General features: G+C 59.3%; 13 protein-coding genes. 8 read left to right on the top strand and 5 right to left on the bottom strand.

The genetic code is table 11. The features are described from left to right. Entirely contained in the window at window positions 1–1,749 is a 1,749-nt protein-coding gene (locus QP027_RS06795) for a proline--tRNA ligase (RefSeq protein ID WP_284823516.1), read from the top strand. On the opposite strand, the gene QP027_RS06790 is transcribed toward QP027_RS06795, so the two are convergent. The 5 genes from QP027_RS06790 to QP027_RS06770 all read right to left on the bottom strand — a co-directional run bounded on the left by QP027_RS06790 (window position 1,746) and on the right by QP027_RS06770 (window position 8,588). After that, a complete protein-coding gene (locus tag QP027_RS06790; protein ID WP_284823514.1) occupies window positions 1,746–2,804 on the bottom strand; it encodes an HNH endonuclease signature motif containing protein in 1,059 nt (352 codons plus the stop codon). The genes QP027_RS06795 and QP027_RS06790 overlap by 4 nt on opposite strands. A gap of 92 nt (window positions 2,805–2,896) precedes the next feature. After that, the gene (gene glnA / locus QP027_RS06785; RefSeq protein ID WP_284823511.1) at window positions 2,897–4,333 is read right to left on the bottom strand and encodes a type I glutamate--ammonia ligase; all 1,437 of its coding nucleotides are present in this window, start codon (window positions 4,331–4,333) and stop codon (window positions 2,897–2,899) included. A gap of 68 nt (window positions 4,334–4,401) precedes the next feature. Then, window positions 4,402–5,556, bottom strand: a complete 1,155-nt coding sequence (locus QP027_RS06780) for an ornithine cyclodeaminase family protein (RefSeq protein WP_284823509.1) — start codon at window positions 5,554–5,556, stop codon at window positions 4,402–4,404. Between the two features lie 248 nt (window positions 5,557–5,804). Next, window positions 5,805–7,745: an MMPL family transporter gene (locus QP027_RS06775; RefSeq protein ID WP_284823508.1), complete on the bottom strand. Its 1,941-nt coding sequence runs from the start codon at window positions 7,743–7,745 to the stop codon at window positions 5,805–5,807. Window positions 7,746–7,766: 21 nt separating this feature from the next. Further along, window positions 7,767–8,588, bottom strand: coding sequence for a DUF4439 domain-containing protein (locus tag QP027_RS06770; RefSeq protein ID WP_284823506.1), 822 nt, complete (start codon window positions 8,586–8,588; stop codon window positions 7,767–7,769). A gap of 40 nt (window positions 8,589–8,628) precedes the next feature. On the opposite strand from QP027_RS06770, the gene rimP reads away from it, so the two are divergent. The 7 genes from rimP (at window position 8,629) to QP027_RS06735 (ending at window position 16,571) form a co-directional block, all read left to right on the top strand. Continuing rightward, window positions 8,629–9,195 carry a ribosome maturation factor RimP gene (rimP, locus tag QP027_RS06765; RefSeq protein ID WP_284823504.1) on the top strand — a complete coding sequence of 189 codons (567 nt, stop codon included), beginning with the start codon at window positions 8,629–8,631 and terminating at the stop codon, window positions 9,193–9,195. Beyond that, the gene (nusA, locus tag QP027_RS06760; protein ID WP_284823503.1) at window positions 9,192–10,193 is read left to right on the top strand and encodes a transcription termination factor NusA; all 1,002 of its coding nucleotides are present in this window, start codon (window positions 9,192–9,194) and stop codon (window positions 10,191–10,193) included. The genes rimP and nusA overlap by 4 nt, the downstream gene beginning before the upstream one ends. A 126-nt stretch (window positions 10,194–10,319) precedes the next feature. After that, a complete protein-coding gene (locus tag QP027_RS06755; RefSeq protein ID WP_284823501.1) occupies window positions 10,320–10,655 on the top strand; it encodes a YlxR family protein in 336 nt (111 codons plus the stop codon). A 105-nt stretch (window positions 10,656–10,760) separates the two neighbouring features. Beyond that, complete coding sequence (gene infB / locus QP027_RS06750) at window positions 10,761–13,706, top strand: translation initiation factor IF-2 (protein WP_284823500.1); 2,946 nt, start codon at window positions 10,761–10,763, stop codon at window positions 13,704–13,706. 151 nt (window positions 13,707–13,857) lie between these two features. After that, window positions 13,858–14,298, top strand: a complete 441-nt coding sequence (gene rbfA / locus QP027_RS06745) for a 30S ribosome-binding factor RbfA (RefSeq protein WP_284823498.1) — start codon at window positions 13,858–13,860, stop codon at window positions 14,296–14,298. Continuing rightward, window positions 14,299–15,258 (top strand): DHH family phosphoesterase, encoded by a 960-nt coding sequence (locus tag QP027_RS06740; RefSeq protein ID WP_284823496.1) that lies wholly within the window; start codon window positions 14,299–14,301, stop codon window positions 15,256–15,258. Window positions 15,259–15,338: 80 nt separating this feature from the next. Continuing rightward, window positions 15,339–16,571 carry an MATE family efflux transporter gene (locus tag QP027_RS06735; RefSeq protein WP_432418623.1) on the top strand — a complete coding sequence of 411 codons (1,233 nt, stop codon included), beginning with the start codon at window positions 15,339–15,341 and terminating at the stop codon, window positions 16,569–16,571. The last annotated feature ends 1 nt before the right edge of the window (window position 16,572 follow it).

Below are 16,572 nucleotides of genomic sequence, written 5' to 3'. Positions count from 1 at the left end.
ATGATCACACGCCTGTCAGAGCTATTCCTACGTACCCTGCGCGAAGACCCCGCCGACGCAGAAGTACCAAGCCACAAACTCCTCGTCCGCGCTGGCTACATCCGTCGTGCCGCACCAGGCATCTATTCGTGGCTCCCACTGGGCCTACGGACTCTGCGCAAGATCGAGGGCGTCGTGCGCCAGGAAATGGATTCGATCGGCGCGCAGGAAATGTTGTTCCCGGCACTTCTGCCACGTGAGCCATACGAGGCCACCAACCGCTGGAATGAATACGGCGACGAACTGTTTCGTCTGAAAGACCGCAAGGGAGCCGACATGCTTCTTGGCCCAACGCATGAAGAAATGTTCGCGCAGACCGTGAAGGATCTGTACACGTCGTACAAGGATTTCCCGGTCACCCTGTACCAGATTCAGACCAAGTACCGTGATGAAGCGCGTCCGCGCGCGGGCATCTTGCGTGGCCGCGAGTTTGTGATGAAGGACTCGTACTCCTTCGACATGGCTGATGCGGGACTCGACGATTCGTATGCCAAGCACCGCGAGGCCTACCAGAGGATTTTCGACTCCCTCGGAGTATCCTACGAGATTTGCCAGGCGACCTCGGGCGCAATGGGAGGCTCGGCATCGGAGGAATTCCTCGCATACTCCGCCAACGGTGAGGACACTTTCGTTGTATCTACTGCCGGAGACTATGCCGCCAACGTCGAGGCTGTGGTCACCGTCGCGCCGGAGGCTAAGCCGATCGAGGGCCAGCCCGAGCCTGTTGATCACGAGACCCCGGACTCCGAGACCATCGACACACTCGTGCAGTGGGCCAACAGTGTGGGCGTGAAAATCGACGGTCGCGCAGTCGAAGCATCGGACACATTGAAGTGTATGGTCATCAAGATCAACGACGGCGACGAGACAAACTTTGCCGGTGTGCTCATCCCCGGCGACCGCGAACTTGACGAGAAGCGCCTCGAAGCAGCATTGGAGCCAGCGACGTTCGAATTCGCCTCCGACGAGGACTTTGCAAAGAGCGAATTCCTAGTCAAGGGCTACGTAGGTCCGCGTGGTCTCCAAACCAATGGCGTCAAACTCTACGCCGACCCTCGCGTTGTCGAAGGCTCCAGCTGGATCACCGGTGCCGACCAGAAGAACCGTCACGTCGTGGGCTTGGTTGCCGGCCGTGACTTCACCATCGACGAACATATCGAAGCCGCAGAAATCCATGAGGGCGACAAAGCCCCCGTTGGCAACGGCACTCTCAAGCTCGCCCGTGGCATCGAACTCGGGCACATCTTCCAGCTCGGTCGCAAATACACCGAGGCAATGGATGTGCAGATTCTCGATGAGAACGGCAAGCGCGCGATCCCAACCATGGGCTCTTATGGCATTGGCGTTTCCCGCCTGATGGCAGTTCTTGCCGAGCAGGGCCACGACGACAAGGGCCTCGTGTGGCCAGCAGCAGTTGCTCCGTATCAGGTGCACGTAGCGGTCGCGAATAAGGACAAGGACGCCATCGAAGCAGGCGACAAACTTGTCGAAGAGCTGTCGGCTGCCGGTATCGAAGTGCTTTTCGACGACCGCCCCAAGGTTTCTCCTGGCGTTAAATTCAAAGACGCGGAACTGCTTGGCATGCCATACCTGGTCATTCTCGGTCGCGCATTTAAAGACGGCATCGTTGAACTGCGGATCCGCGGCGGCGAAACGCTCGAGGTTCCGGCAGATGAAATCGTCGACAAAGTCCTAGGGCTCGCGCGCTAGATAATGCGCATCGCTCCGCCCCGAGCGGTGGGGTGATCGTTGAGTTCGGGCGGGCCGGCGCGTGGAATGCGCCGGATCTGCCCGTTTCTTCTGTCGAGGTGGGGGCCGGCGCGGTTGTCGTCGTTAATGCCGTTGTGGAAACTACAGGCCGTGGATAAGTTGTCGATGTTTGTCTGCCCGCCATGCTTCCAGGCCATGTTGTGGTTGATTTGGCAGGAATCGGCACCTTTGCCACATCCCGGCCATGCACACACCGGGTTCTCTAGGCTAGCCATGGTGCGTTGCTTCGCGCTGGCGAACCGCGAGGTGCGGTAGAGATTCACGGGCCCGCGTACGGGGTCCACGAGCATCGCCAAACCATGGGCTGTAAGGGCTGCCTGCACGAAGTCCTTGCCCGACATACGCGACCCGTTGGTCAGCGAGAGAACTACGTCGTCGCCATCGGCTACCGCCTGTGCGTCGCCGAGCGAAATGATCAGAGCTGGCGTAACGCGAGTGCCGCCACCGGTACCGAAGAGCGCCAAAAGTGCTTCGGCACGCGTGATACTGTGCTCCTTGGCGTACTCGTCGGCTCGGTCGACAATCGCTGCGATCTTGTGCTCGGGGCCAGTGAGGTGGATTGTGCGGTCAAGCCGGGAGGACGGATTGGAAACGTGCGCCTCCGTGCGCGCTTCGGCTGGCTTTTCGGGGCCGTTCAGTCGCTCGACCTCCTGCTTAGCGTGCTGCCTAAGCGCATAAATATCGGGATCGCGCTGGCATAACGATAGCCGGAGCCGCCATGCGTCGGATTTCTTCCGCAGACGCTTCACATGCCGTTCAATCAACTCGAGGGTGTTCAGCGTGTGCCCGTTCCTCCGCGCGGATTCTTGGGCCTGCGCTTGTTTCCGAGTGGATTTCGTCGGGGCGAAATATACCTCCGCCAACCGTGCAAGCTGTTTGGCCGCAACTACGTCGAAGCCCATGCGACACAGTTCAGACACGCTCATGCCGGACGCGGCCGTGAGCAGTTCCATGGCCCGCGCCCCCAGCGATGCGTGTGTCTGAAGAATGTTCATGCCCCTCAGAATATGGAGGAAATCCGAAGGGGCAAGTGGTCGTCGTCAAGCCTGTGGATAACTACCAAATTTGTCGACGAGTCACTGAAGTTCTACACATTGTAGTAGAGCTCAAACTCCTTCGGAGTTGGGCCCTGGCGCATCGGCATGATCTCCAGATCGTTCTTGAGCTGGATGTATGTCTCGATGAGATCGTCGGTGAACACATCGCCGGCAGTAAGGAACTCGTGGTCGTTTTCGAGCGCCAACAGGGAATCCTCGAGTGAATGTGGAACCTTAGGAACGTTGAACTCCTTTTGAACCTCGAGCTCGTAGAGATCCTTGTCCACGGCATCGCCGGGATCGATGCGGTTTTTGATGCCGTCGAGACCTGCCATCATCTGGGCGGTGAATCCCAAGTATGGATTGCCGGAAGGGTCCGGCGCGCGGAACTCGAGGCGCTTAGCGCTTGGCGAATCACCCGTGACCGGAATACGGATCGCCGCTGAACGGTTGCGCTGGGAATAAGCCAGGTTGACCGGCGCCTCAAATCCGGAGTACAGGCGTCGGTAAGAGTTGGTGGTCGGGTTCGTCAGCGCCATCACAGCCGGAGCGTGCTTGAGCAGGCCGCCGATATACCAGCGTGCGAGATCCGACAGACCGGCGTAGCCTTGCTCGTCGTAGAACAGTGGCTTGCCGTCTTTCCACAGCGACTGGTGAGCGTGCATTCCACAACCGCCGTCGCCGTCGAGAGGTTTCGGCATGAATGTCGCCGTTTGCCCCATGCGCTCCGCCGTGCCCTTAACGATGTACTTGAACGTCTGCAGATCGTCGCCCGCGCGCAGGAGGGTGTTGTACCGGTAGTTGACTTCCTGGATACCGCCGGTTGCGACCTCGTGGTGGAAACGCTCGATATGGAAGCCGACCTCGGTCAGGGTGTGGGCGATCTCGTCGCGTACCGGGATCGTCTTGTCGTAAGGCGCGGTGGGGAAGTAGCCGTCGTTGACCCGGATTTGGTTGCCGCGGTTGGGGGAGCCGTCCATCATCGTTTCGGCGCCCGAATTCCACCAGCCTTCGTCGGAGTCGACCTTGTAAAACGCGGTGTTGATATCGGTGGAGTATTGCACGGAGTCGAACACATAAAACTCTGCCTCGGCGCCGATCGAGCAGGAGTCGGCGATGCCGGTTTCCTGCAGGTACTCTTCGGCCTTGCGAGCCACGTTGCGAGGGTCGCGGGAGAATGGCTCGCCGGTAAATGGGTCGTGCACAAAGAACTTCATGTTGACGGTCTTGCGCGCGCGGAACGGGTCGACGTGAGCGGTAGGAACATCGGCCTTAAGCATCATGTCAGAGGCTTCGACGGTGGTAAATCCGGCCACGGAGGAGCCGTCGAATGCGAAGCCTTTTTCTACCGCGTCGTCGTCGTATTCGCTGATCGGAACGGTAAGGGCGTGCTCCATTCCGGTGAGGTTAGTAAATCTGATGTCGAGGAATTCAACCTCTTCATCGTGCATAAACTTGCGAAGTTCGTCGGCTGTCTGAAAAGCCACGGTGTCTCAGTCCTTGAGTGAGTTGTTGTTTGATACAGGAATGGCCCCGCACCGGGGGCCATTGTTTGTTATGAAAGCTGTGGGGTTTCCCACAGGTTGAGTTTCGTGCCGATTCCCTTGGTCACGGCGTTTTCGTACAGGTCGGTTGCCCATGCCACGTCCTCGACCGGCATTCCGCCGATGGAGTACAGGAAGATCTGCTCGTCGTTTTCGCGCTTGGGCGCGTTACCGTCGGCAATGTCTCCGATGTTGTGCAGCTTGGACTCCGGCAGCGTGCCGTCTTGGATCATGTCCCACCAGCGATTGCCTGGGATGCCAAGCAGCTTCTCGTAGGTGATATTCGGGCCGTTCTCGTTGAACCACTCGGAATACAGACCCTTGTAATCAACCACAAGGTTTGCTGCGTCCGAGGTGACAAAGTCGTCGTCAAAGCGCGCCGCGGCAGGGCACAGGACCAACGCGCCTGGCTTGAGCCACTCGGTCTTGAAATACGGGAATCCGGATGGGCCGTCCGGGGAGGTGGAGGTGCCGCCGATCAGGATGTCGGAGCCTTCAATCGCCGCCTGTTCACTGTCGACGACCTCTACGGTGATCGTCGGGAATTGCTCGCGGAACCAGTTGGCCGCGCGCTCTGTCGACTTTGCAGAGCGTCCTTTGATTTTGAGGTGCTTGATCGACGGCCGTTGTGACATGGCCGAGGTAAAGATGGTGCGGCTCATTACGCCTGGGCCAATGATTCCGACGGTCTCGGCGTTGTCCACCGCTAGGTGCTTCACGCCCACGCCAGGGACAGCACCGGTGCGGTACGCGGACAGCGTGTTCGCCGACATGACGGCCAGTGGCGCACCGGTGTCGGTGTCGTTCAGGATGAACAGGTGAATGGAGCGGGGCAGGTCCTTGTTGCGGTTTTCCACGTTGGAGCCGTACCACTTCACGCCAGTGGTGCGGAAGCGGCCACCGATGTATGCAGGCATGGCCATGAAGCGTCGGTCGGGGCCGTCGGCCGGCATGCCTTCGTGCTGCGGATTCTTCGGGAAATTGATTTGTGCTCCGTGGGAGTTCGCGGACGCTCCGGCCATGCGGTAGTCGCCCCGGGCGAGGAGGACGAGGACTTCCTCCATCGTGTCAACACACTTTGCGGCATCCCCAACACCTGCCTCGATCATTTCCGGCTCTGAGAGGTACAAGAAATCTATACGGGTGTTTGGCTGGGTGTGTTCCACAGCTTTTCCTTCCTTTGGCGGGCCAAAGGGGTGCGTGCCGGTTATCCGGATTCGCTGACACTTACCCCGTGACCGAGCTAAAACTCGTTTCGGTTGTCGTACTCACCCAACGTTAGCGATCTCCGTCACAGATCGAAACGAAAAGATGCAGCACAAGCCTTCAAATGCTTGAAACCAGGCGGGTGTATTGGCAGGTTAGAAGGGGTAAATCGCGGGGGTGAAAAAGCGTCGAAATTGGGGAACGGTAACTACCCACTTGCGGGGGTACTCGTTGCCAGGTTTCGCTCAGGATGGGCGGGCCACCAGAATTTTTCGCCGAGCAATTGGACGATCGCCGGTACGACCAATGTGCGCACGACCAAGGTGTCTAACAACACGCCGAGGCAGATCACGATACCCACTTGAGCCAGCACCACCAGCGGAAGCACGCCCAGCGCCGCGAATACTGCTGCCAGCAGAATGCCTGCTGAAGTAATCACGCCGCCTGTCGCCGACAAAGCTGTCAGAATGCCCTGCTTAGTGCCTTCCACGGCCGATTGCTCTCGCGCACGTGTGACCAGGAAGATGGTGTAATCAATGCCCAGCGCCACAAGGAATACAAAGGCATACAGCGGGGTCGTGGAATCGAATCTTTCGAAACCTAGCAGGGCTGACGACACCCACCAGCCCAAGCCAAGTGCCGCGATGTTTGTCAGCAGCACCGAGGCAACCATGATCGCAGGCGCAACCAAAGACCGCAGCAGAAACACCAGCGCCACGAACACCAAGAGAAGCACCAGCGGGAAGATCACCGTCCGGTCGTTCGCCGCGTAGTCCTCGGTGTCGACAAGTTCGGCATCCGCACCGCCTACCTGAGCATCAAGCCCGCTTAACGACGACCTGATCTCCTCGGTCGACCCACCTGACACTTGGAGCAACCCGTTTTGGTCGACCACTGAATAGCCATCGCCCTCCAAGGCGGCAGTGGCTTCGGCCGGCTCGCTCGTCGCTACAAGCGCGGGGGTAGCGGATGCGTCCGGGAATTCGTCGGCAAGCGATTTGGCCGCGGCGATGGATTCGGGTTTGTCGATGAACTGGTCTGCCTGGGTGAGTCCTGTGACGATCTGGAAATAGCCGATGCACATCACGCCGAGCACGGCCAGGGAGGTAACCAGGATCTTGCGTGGGTGGGCTCCGACGGCGCGTCCGACGGCATCAAAAACGCGGTGGTTCGTTTCGCCATCGACTAGGGGACGGCGAGGCCAGAAGACCCAGCGGCCGAAGGCGACCAAAGCGCCGGGGAGTACGAACATCGCGAAGAGGAAGGCGACGGCCACGCCAAACGCCGCCGCCACACCAAGGGCGCGGTTGGTGGGGGTTGCGGAGAGCAGGAGGCACAACACTCCAATCGCTACGGTGGATGCAGAGGCGAGTACCGTCACAGCGGTCGGTTTCCACGCCTTGGCCATCGCCTCGAAGCGATCTTCGGTTTTGTGCAGCTCGTCGCGGTAGCGCGAAATAAGTAGCAGCGCGTAGTTGGTGCCTGCGCCGAAGACGAGGACGGAAAGGATGCCGCCGGTGGATTCGTTCCATTGCATCCCGAGGGTGTCGAGGAGCCACGTATAGGTGGTGGCTACAACGCGGTCGGCAAGACCGATGATCAGCAGCGGGATGATCCACAAAATCGGGGACCGATAGGTCAAGATTAAAAGAATCGCGACGATAATGGCGGTGACTGCCAGCAGGGTGAAGTTCGCGCCTTCAAAGACCCCGGATAGGTCCGCGTCGATTGCTGCCGGCCCGGTAACGTGCGCGGAAACACCGTCTGGAAGGTCGGCAGCAGCCGTCGCGCGTAGATCCTTCACGGCATCGACGTTGTCTAGCAGCGACTCTGCAGCGATCTCCACGGGGACGATTGCCGCGTCCATGTCCTCGTTCGGTATCAGTGGCCCGCCGAGGTCGTTTGCCTTAGTCTGCAGCTCGCCAAACGACTGTGGACTCACTCCTGTGAACAAAACGATCGCTGAGCCGGAGTTTTCGTCGGAAAGCTTGGCTCGTTCCTCGGCGACGAAAGTTGATTCGGCGTCGTCGGGAAGCATCGCGGTCGGGGAAGAGGGGGCGGATGCGGGGCCCAGCGTCAAAAGGAAAACGGCGAGCGCAATCAGCACCAACGAGAGCCAGCGCATCGATCGGACAGTGGACGGGCTCACGTGGGCCTCCCAATCGTATTATCAGCGAGTTGTGTTCTGAGAATACTGGGCGTGCGCAGCAAGCGCAAAAGAAATATCCAGCCATTCGGCAGACTTCGCGTCTGCAGGCATTGTGCGCCACGAGATGACAAGTTCGCCCTCAAGCTTCTCGACGAACTCCGCCGCCGCCTCAGTCGTGGTGGGAGGTTCCATTCCGGCGAATTCATAGCCAGTGGCTGCAGGCGGTGCCTCATCGAGTGAATCGACAAGCACATCAATGCGCTGTTGATGCGCGTCTTCTAAGACATCGAGCCTCTCTTGCAGCGCGTCGTCGGCATAAGCACTGGCTAGACCCAACCCATACTGTGCTGCGTACTCCTGGGAGAGCATCTCGCGCGCCGCGGTGGCATCGGTCTCATCGGCAATCGTCGTGCCGTCGGGCAGCGCTACCTCGGCTAGAGCGGCGAAGTCGATGGCCTGGGCGGTGACCAAGTCGACGGAATCGTCGGGAAGCACGTGGAGTTTCTCTACGACCATGTCCATCACGTGCGCCGAGGCACGCGGGGTGTCTGTGCCGCCGTCGAGTTCGTTAGGAGTGTCAACCTCACAGGAGGAAGGGGCCTGGCCGGATTCGTCAACGCCACACAGGCGCGTGATGTCGCGATACAACTCCTTGGCCTGGGTGGCGCGGAGTTCCCGGGCGGCGGGGTCGTCGACAAGCGACTCTGCATCCGCATCGGCCTGCTGGGCGAAGACTACAAGCTCGGGGTTCGGCTCGGGACCGAACATGTCGAGGACCGTGCCGCAGCCTGCGAGTGGGAAGGTGACCACAGTAAGTGCGGCGAGCTTGCGAAGTTTCAACATAGGCCATCACTGTACAACAAGCACTCGCTATGATGGCGCCATGGCATTTCCTTCAAGTGAAGAACTTCAAACGCTGATTACTCCCGTCGCGAGTCAGTACAACATGGACGTCGAACGGATCAAGATCACCAAGGCCGGAAAGAAGTCCGTCGTGGCGATTGCTCTAGATTCCGATTCGCGGCCAACGCTCGACGAACTTGAAGAGGTATCCAACGAAATTTCTGCGCTTTTCGACGAACACGAGGAGCGCGGTGAGCTCAACTTCGGTGCAGGCTACAGCTTGGAAGTGACCACCCCGGGCATCGATCACCCGCTGACGTTACCGAGGCATTGGCGACGAAACCGTGGACGCCTAGTCACTTTGACGGACGACAACGGCAACAAGACACAGTGGCGCATCGGTGCACTGTCCGACGATGAACAAGAGGTGGCCCTCATCTCTCACGAGCCGAAGGGAGGGAAGAACCTCCGTGTCGATAGCGTGAGGGTTTCCGATTCTGTGCGTGCGGTGGTAGAAATTGAATTTAGCAATCCGCCAGCCACCGAGGCTGAGATCGCGGAGGAACCATTCGAAGAAGCCATGAAAAGGCGAGAGGACAACAAGTGAATATTGATATCTCGGCGCTGTCTGCGATTGAAAAGCAGGAAGGAATTAGCGTCGATGAGCTGCTGCAAACCATTGCTCAAGCGCTCTTGTTTGCGTACCGCGATTATCGCGAAACCCCAGCAGAAGAGTCCTCGAAAGCCCGCGTAGACATCGATACTGCCACCGGTGACGTGGCCGTCATCGTGAGCGAGCTTGACGACGAAGGCAACGTGGTTTCCGAGTATGACGACACCCCAGTCAACTTCTCCCGCGTGGGCGCAAAAGCTGTCCGTGATGCAATTGTGAAGCGCTTGCGTATGGAAGAGGCGGGCCGAGCGTTTGAAGAATACTCCGAGTTTGAGGGCAGCATCGTCTCTGGCGTTGTGCAACGCGACGCCACTGCAAACGCCCGTGGCATGGCGATTGTGCAAATCGGTACCGAGGCCAACCCGCAGGATGGCATTCTGATTCCAGCAGAGCAGATTCCAGGCGAGAAATTAGATCACGGCGACCGCGTGAAGGCCTACGTGGTGGGTGTGAACCGTGGCGACCGTTCCGCGCAGGTTAACCTGTCGCGCACCCACCCTGAACTAGTTCGCGGATTGTTTGCACTAGAGGTGCCAGAAGTTGCCGACGGCTCCGTTGAGATCATCGGCATCGCCCGCGAGGCAGGCCACCGCTCAAAGGTTGCAGTCAAGGGAATCGCCAAAGGCATCAATGCGAAGGGCGCGTGCATCGGTCCTCGCGGCACCCGCGTCACCAACATCATGGAAGAACTGGGTGGCGAGAAGATCGACATCATCGACTTTGACGAGAACCCCGCAGTGTTCGTCGGCAATGCTCTGGCTCCGTCGAAGGTCGTGCGCGTGGACATTATTGATGCCGAATCGCAGACTGCGCGGGTTGTGGTTCCTGACTACCAACTCTCCTTGGCAATCGGCAAAGAAGGCCAGAACGCTCGCTTGGCAGCGCGCCTCACGGGATGGAAGATCGATATCCATTCTGACGCCGACGCGTAGGGCGAGTTCAATTTCGGGCTACTTTGACGTAAACTGGGGAACGGCCCATTTTTGAGCACCCTGTACTTCCTCCGAAGCGAGGGGCGCAAACACAATGTCGGACCATCACGGATGCAAAGGACTTGAATGAACGAAGCTGCGCAGCACACCACGTGCACACGCACTCGTCCCATGCGGATGCGCACCTGTATCGCAACACGGAAAGTAGCTTCTGATGAACTGCTGCTCCGCTGTGTGATCAGCCCTGATGATCCAGAGACGGTGCTTGCGGATCCGGACAGGAAACTTCCTGGCCGAGGTGCATGGATTAGCCCAACTATGGAGGCTTTTGAACTTGCGGAGAAAAGGCGCGCTTTTGGGCGTGCACTCCGCGTGTCCACACCCGTGGACTTAGGTCATGTACGCACGTATCTTGCAGAACTTGCAGATGGACCCGAGACAGTAAGGACGACCGAACACTGATGAGTACACAACCATGAAGCATCAGCGATGAAAGTCACAGTAAACGTCTAGAGGTCGGCCGCCTTTCCGTGGCCGCTCCCTCTAGCTCAAACCAAGAGGAGACAAGTGCCCGGAAAGCTACGCGTTCACGAGCTGGCAAAGAAGCTCGGCGTAACAAGTAAGGAACTGCTCGCTACCTTGAAAGAGGAAGGCGAGTTTGTAAAGACCGCATCAAGCACCATCGAACCACCGGTGGTCAAAAAGATGACGGCTATCTACGAAAACAAGAGTGGCAAGCAAGACGGCGCTGATTCCAAGCCCGCCGCAAAGCCCGCAGCGAAGCCTGGCGCCAAGCCAGGCGCCAAGCCAGGCGCTGCGGCTAAAAAGCCTGCCGCACCCACCCCAGGTGGTGCTGCTCCAAAGAAGCCTGCCGCTCCAAGGCCAGCGACCGCGCCAACCCCTGGCGCAGCAGCTGCGAAGAAGCCAGCCGCTCCAAAGCCAGCAGCGGCACCGAAGCCGGCTGCTGCACAGCCTGCGGCATCCAAGCCGGCGGCACCGAAGCCAGCGGCCGCGCCTACCCCAGGCGCAGCAGCACCAAAGCCTGCTCCTGCAGCGAAGCCCGGAGCCGGTGTGCCAAAGCCTGGCGAAACCGCAAAGAAGCTCGCGGACTCCCGCGATTCTGCTGCAGGTACAGGGGCGATGCCACGACCACGCCCGAAGCCGGGTGGGGCTCCACGCGTAGCCAACAACCCATTTTCTACCGGCGGTGGCTCGTCGCCACGTCCCGCACCACGACCAGGTGGCGGGCGTGGAGGACAGCAGCAGCAAAACCGCCGCGGTGGCGCAGCACAAGGTGGCCCGAAGCCAGGCGGCAACCGCGGTGGAGGACAGCAGCGTTCCGGTGATCGTCCGGCACCACGTCCAGGCGGAAACGCCGGCGCAGGTGGTGGCGGTGGACGCGGACGCACCCCGTCGCCAGCGGAGATGCCATCACACCCAAGCCCAGGTCAGATGCCGTCTAAGGCACCTGGTCGTCGCTCCGGCGGCGGAGGACGTGGCGCTGGTCGCGGTGGCCAGGGCAACGGTCCAAGCCAGGGAGGCGCACCGGGTGCAGGTGGCGGTTTCCGCGGCCGCGGCGGTCGTCGTGGCGGTACCGCTGGTGCATTCGGACGCCCAGGTGGCGCACCGGGTCGTGGACGCAAGTCAAAGCGACAGAAGCGCAGCGAGTACGAAGAGCAGCAGGCACCAAACGTAGTCGGTGGCGTACGCCTTCCAGATGGGCGTGGCGAAACGGTACGTTTGCGTCAGGGTGCCTCCTTGTCTGACTTCGCTGAGAAGATCGGCACCGATGCTTCGAACCTGGTTCAGGCTCTGTTCAACTTGGGCGAGATGGTCACCGCGACACAGTCTGTGTCCGAGGAGACCTTGCAGCTGCTGGGCGCTGAGATCAACTACGAGGTCCAGCTCGTTTCCCCTGAGGACGAGGATCGTGAACTACTCGAGTCCTTCGACCTACAGTACGGCGAGGACGCGGGAGAATCCGAGGATCTTGAGCGTCGCCCGCCGGTAGTGTCCGTCATGGGTCACGTTGACCACGGTAAGACTCGACTGCTTGACAGTATCCGCAAGGCTAATGTTGGTTCCGGCGAGGCCGGTGGCATTACCCAGGGCATTGGTGCATACCAGGTAACGGTCGACGTTGACGATCAAGAACGCACCATTACCTTCCTGGATACCCCAGGTCACGAGGCATTTACCGCCATGCGTGCCCGTGGTGCTCGCTCGACCGACTTAGCTATCCTTGTGGTCGCAGCGGACGACGGCGTCATGCCGCAGACCGTGGAGGCGATCAACCACGCGAAGGCAGCCGACCTGCCAATCGTCGTGGCTGTGAACAAGGTGGATAAGCCAGAGGCGCAGCCGGAGAAAATCCGTGGTCAGCTGACTGAGTACGGATTGGTTCCGGAAGAATACGGTGGCGACACCATGTTCATCGACATCTCTGCAAAGCAGGGCACCGGTATCGATGACCTCCTAGAGGCCGTTACCTTGACCGCTGATGCGGCGCTGGAGCTCACTGCGAACCCAGACATGGATGCGCAGGGTATCTCCATCGAAGCTCACCTCGACCGTGGTCGCGGTCCTGTCGCTACCATTTTGGTTCAGCGCGGTACCTTGAACGTCGGTGACTCCATTGTCGTTGGTTCCAACTTCGGTCGCGTTCGCCGCATGGTCGATGAGTGGGGCCACGACGTGGAGGAGGCAGGTCCATCCCGCCCAGTCCAGGTCCAAGGCCTCAACGGTGTTCCTGGGCCAGGCGACAACTTGTTGGTCGTTGAAGATGACCGTGTTGCACGTCAGATTGCTGCGCAGCGTGACGCTCGCCAGCGTTCCGCACTGCAGGCGCGTCGGAAGAAGCGCGTTTCCCTGGAGAACCTGGATCAGGCGCTCAAGGAAACCAGCATGCTCAACCTCATCCTCAAGGGCGACAATGCAGGTTCTGTCGAAGCGCTCGAGGACGCGTTGCTCAACATCGAGGTCGACGACGAGGTACAGGTCAACATCATCGACCGTGGTGTCGGCGCTGTTACTCAGACCAACGTCACCCTCGCTGCGGCATCCGATGCAGTCATCATTGCGTTCAACGTTCGCTCCGAGGGCAAGGCCACTGAGGAAGCCAACGAAGAGGGCGTGGATATTCGTTACTACACGGTTATCTACGAAGTCATCGAACAGGTTGAGGCTGCTCTGAAGGGCATGCTCAAGCCGATCTACGAGGAGAAGGAAGTTGGTGCTGCGGAGATCCGTCAGATCTTCAAGGCATCCGCTGTCGGCCTCATCGCAGGTTGCATGGTTACCGAAGGCAAGCTCAAGCGCAACGCGAAGGCACGTTTGGTCCGCGACGGCAACGTCATTGTTTCCGACGCGACGATCAACTCGCTGCGTCGCGAGAAGGACGACGTTACCGAGGTAGACAAGGGCTACGAGTGTGGTGTGGTTCTGTCCTACCCAGAGATCCAGGTTGATGACATCATCCAGGTCTACGAAATGGTCGAGGTCCCACGCACCTAGCACCAGCACGCTTGACGACGACACCCCCGCTCGCGGTTTTGAACCCGTGGACGGGGGTGTCGTCGTTAAGCAGGTTGAGACTTAACAGACTGTGTGCGACTGGGTACACTGGTTAGGCTAGACATACCCGACCGACTCGCAAGGAGATGACATGGCTGATAGTCCACGCGCGGCCCGCCTGGCCAAGAGGATCCAGACGATTGTTGCCAGCGCTATCGAGCGTTCCGTTAAAGACCGACGCCTTGAACTAGTCACCATCACCGATACCCGAGTAACTGGCGATTTGCACGATGCAACTGTGTATTACACGGTTCGCGGTCGCACGATCGACGAAGAGCCCGACGTAGCCCAGGCAGCAGAGGCGCTGCATAAGGCGCGTGGTCAGCTGCGCAAGATCGTCGGCGATGAACTCAACGTGCGCTTTACCCCAACGCTGTCGTTCGAGCTTGACACCGTCCCGGAGGCATCTGCCCGAATGGAAGAGCTTTTGGCTAAGGCACGCGCACGCGACGAAGAGCTGGCTAAGCTGAAAGCGAACGCAAAACCAGCTGGCGATGCGAACCCATACAAGACCGAAAGTGACGGTCAGTAGATGACTCACGCCAAGGCGATTGATGTAGCTGGAGCTGCGCGTGCCATTGCTCAAGCAGCAACGGTAACGATTGTTACCCACATCCGCCCCGACGCCGATGCCATTGGATCCGCGTGTGCGCTCGCCGCTGCGCTGGAGAAGAATGGCCAGCGCGTCCACGTCGTCATTGGCGAAAACGGCTCGATCCCGGAAAACCTTCGGTGCATACCTGGATCCTCGTCGATTGTGTTCACCGGCGAACTTCCCGACGCAGATCTCATCGTGACCGTGGACTGTGCGTCGCTCGATCGCACCGGTGCACTGGCGCCAGCGATCGATACCGTGAAGGACCACGTTCTGGTCATCGACCACCACGTAACCAACCCAGGTTTTGGCGGTATGAACCTGATCGCCAATGCGGAATCCACCACGACGATTCTCTATGACATTATCGGTGAGCTCGGGATCGAGCTGGATAACACCATTGCGTACTGCCTATACGCGGGATTGCTCACCGACACAGGTAGTTTCCGCTGGGGCACGCCACATATGCATACCTTGGCCGCGAAGCTGATGGAATATGGGCTGGATACACGCCAGATCTCGACTGATTTGATGGATGCGGTGACCGCCGAGGATCTCCAACATCTGGGAACAGTATTGTCTCAGATCCAGGTCAAGGAAGCACACGGTCTCAAACTCGCGGTGCTCGTAGCGCGTGACGAACACTTGTCGCACATGACTCAGCAAGCCATCGAGGTGCTGATCGACTACGTGCGGGTTCTGATCGGCACCGACGTCGGCGTAGTGTTCAAGGAAATCGCGCCTGAGCACTGGTCAGTCTCGCTGCGCTCCATCGCCATCGATGTTTCCCAGGTAGCTGGCCGACTTGGCGGTGGCGGGCACAAGCCGGCTGCAGGGTACTCGACGTCCGGGGCGCCTGAGGCAGTTGTCGACGAGCTGATCGGCGTGCTTGCATAACAGTGACCCCAGAGATACGAGAGATTTCTGCCCGCACCATCTTTTCACTCGCTTTTCCCGCACTAGGGGTGCTGGCGGCGATGCCGTTGTACCTGCTGCTGGACACTGCAGTGATTGGCCGGCTCGGCTCCGCTGAACTCGCCGCCCTAGCAGCCGGCACTACAGTGCAATCGACTGTAACCACGCAGCTGACCTTTTTGTCCTACGGCACTACTGCGCGCTCGTCGCGTTTGTACGGCCAGGGGCAAAGGGACAAGGCCATCGCAGAAGGCGTGCAGGCCACGTGGGTCGGACTTTCCGTGGGTCTGATTCTTGCCACCATCGTGTGGGTCTTCGCGTACCCCATCGCATTGGGGTTGACAGGAGAGCCTGACACCGCGGAGCGATCTGCGGCTTGGCTCCATGTTTCCGCCTTCGCAATCCCACTGACGCTGATCGTCATGGCTGGCAACGGTTGGCTCCGTGGCATACAAAACACCAAGTGGCCGTTGTATTTCACGCTGGCAGGTGTGGTTCCAGGTGCGGTCGCGATACCGATCTTCGTGGACATGTGGGGCTTGGTCGGATCTGCTGCAGCGAATGTCCTGGGAGTAACGATCACAGCAAGCTGCTTCCTGGTTGCTTTGCGACGACAACACCGAGGTAGTTGGCGCCCAAAGTGGGCCGTGATGAAGCGCCAGCTTGTGCTTGGTCGCGACCTCATTTTGCGGTCGCTGTCCTTCCAAGTGGCATTCATTTCGGCGGCTGCGGTTGCCGCCCGTGTGTCTGTTGTAGCACTGGCCGCGCATCAGATCATGTTGCAACTGTGGAACTTTATTACCTTGGTGCTGGACTCGCTTGCCATTGCAGCCCAGACTCTGACGGGTTCGGCCTTGGGCAGCGGAAACACTGACAATGCTCGCAAAGTGGGGCAGAAGGTCACCTTGTATTCAATGATCTTCTCTCTGGGTCTTGCAGCGGTCTTTGGCATTGGTGCTGGTGCAATCCAGGGAATCTTCACTTCGGAGCAGGCCGTGCTGGAGCAGATGCAAACCCCTTGGTGGCTGCTATTGATCATGATCGTGCTCGGTGGTGTTGTGTTCGCGCTCGACGGTGTGTTGCTCGGCGCAAGCGACGCTGTATTCCTGCGCAATCTCACGATTTTGTCGGTGTTGTTGGGATTCCTGCCGGGTGTGTGGATTAGCCATTTGGTTGGCGGTGGGCTCACGGGAATCTGGATTGGGCTGCTTTCGTTTATCCTCATTCGCTTCGTCGGTGTGATCTTGCGGTTCAAATCCATGGCGTGGGCAACCACCGAGCTGGTAGAAAGTTAAG

Origin of the sequence: Corynebacterium breve (genome assembly GCF_030252165.1) — a bacterium.
GTDB lineage: Bacteria > Actinomycetota > Actinomycetes > Mycobacteriales > Mycobacteriaceae > Corynebacterium > Corynebacterium breve.
Note: the sequence above shows the minus strand (reverse complement) of the source record. Positions and strands in the feature narration are given on the sequence as shown.

Coding starts and splice junctions, on each gene's coding strand:
- QP027_RS06740 (WP_284823496.1), top strand. CDS start 14,299: ATGACTCACGCCAAGGCGATTGATGTAGCTGGAGCTGCGCGTGCCATT.
- rbfA (WP_284823498.1), top strand. CDS start 13,858: ATGGCTGATAGTCCACGCGCGGCCCGCCTGGCCAAGAGGATCCAGACG.
- QP027_RS06795 (WP_284823516.1), top strand. CDS start 1: ATGATCACACGCCTGTCAGAGCTATTCCTACGTACCCTGCGCGAAGAC.
- QP027_RS06755 (WP_284823501.1), top strand. CDS start 10,320: ATGAACGAAGCTGCGCAGCACACCACGTGCACACGCACTCGTCCCATG.
- QP027_RS06790 (WP_284823514.1), bottom strand. CDS start 2,804: ATGAACATTCTTCAGACACACGCATCGCTGGGGGCGCGGGCCATGGAA.
- rimP (WP_284823504.1), top strand. CDS start 8,629: ATGGCATTTCCTTCAAGTGAAGAACTTCAAACGCTGATTACTCCCGTC.
- QP027_RS06770 (WP_284823506.1), bottom strand. CDS start 8,588: ATGTTGAAACTTCGCAAGCTCGCCGCACTTACTGTGGTCACCTTCCCA.
- QP027_RS06735 (WP_432418623.1), top strand. CDS start 15,339: ATGCCGTTGTACCTGCTGCTGGACACTGCAGTGATTGGCCGGCTCGGC.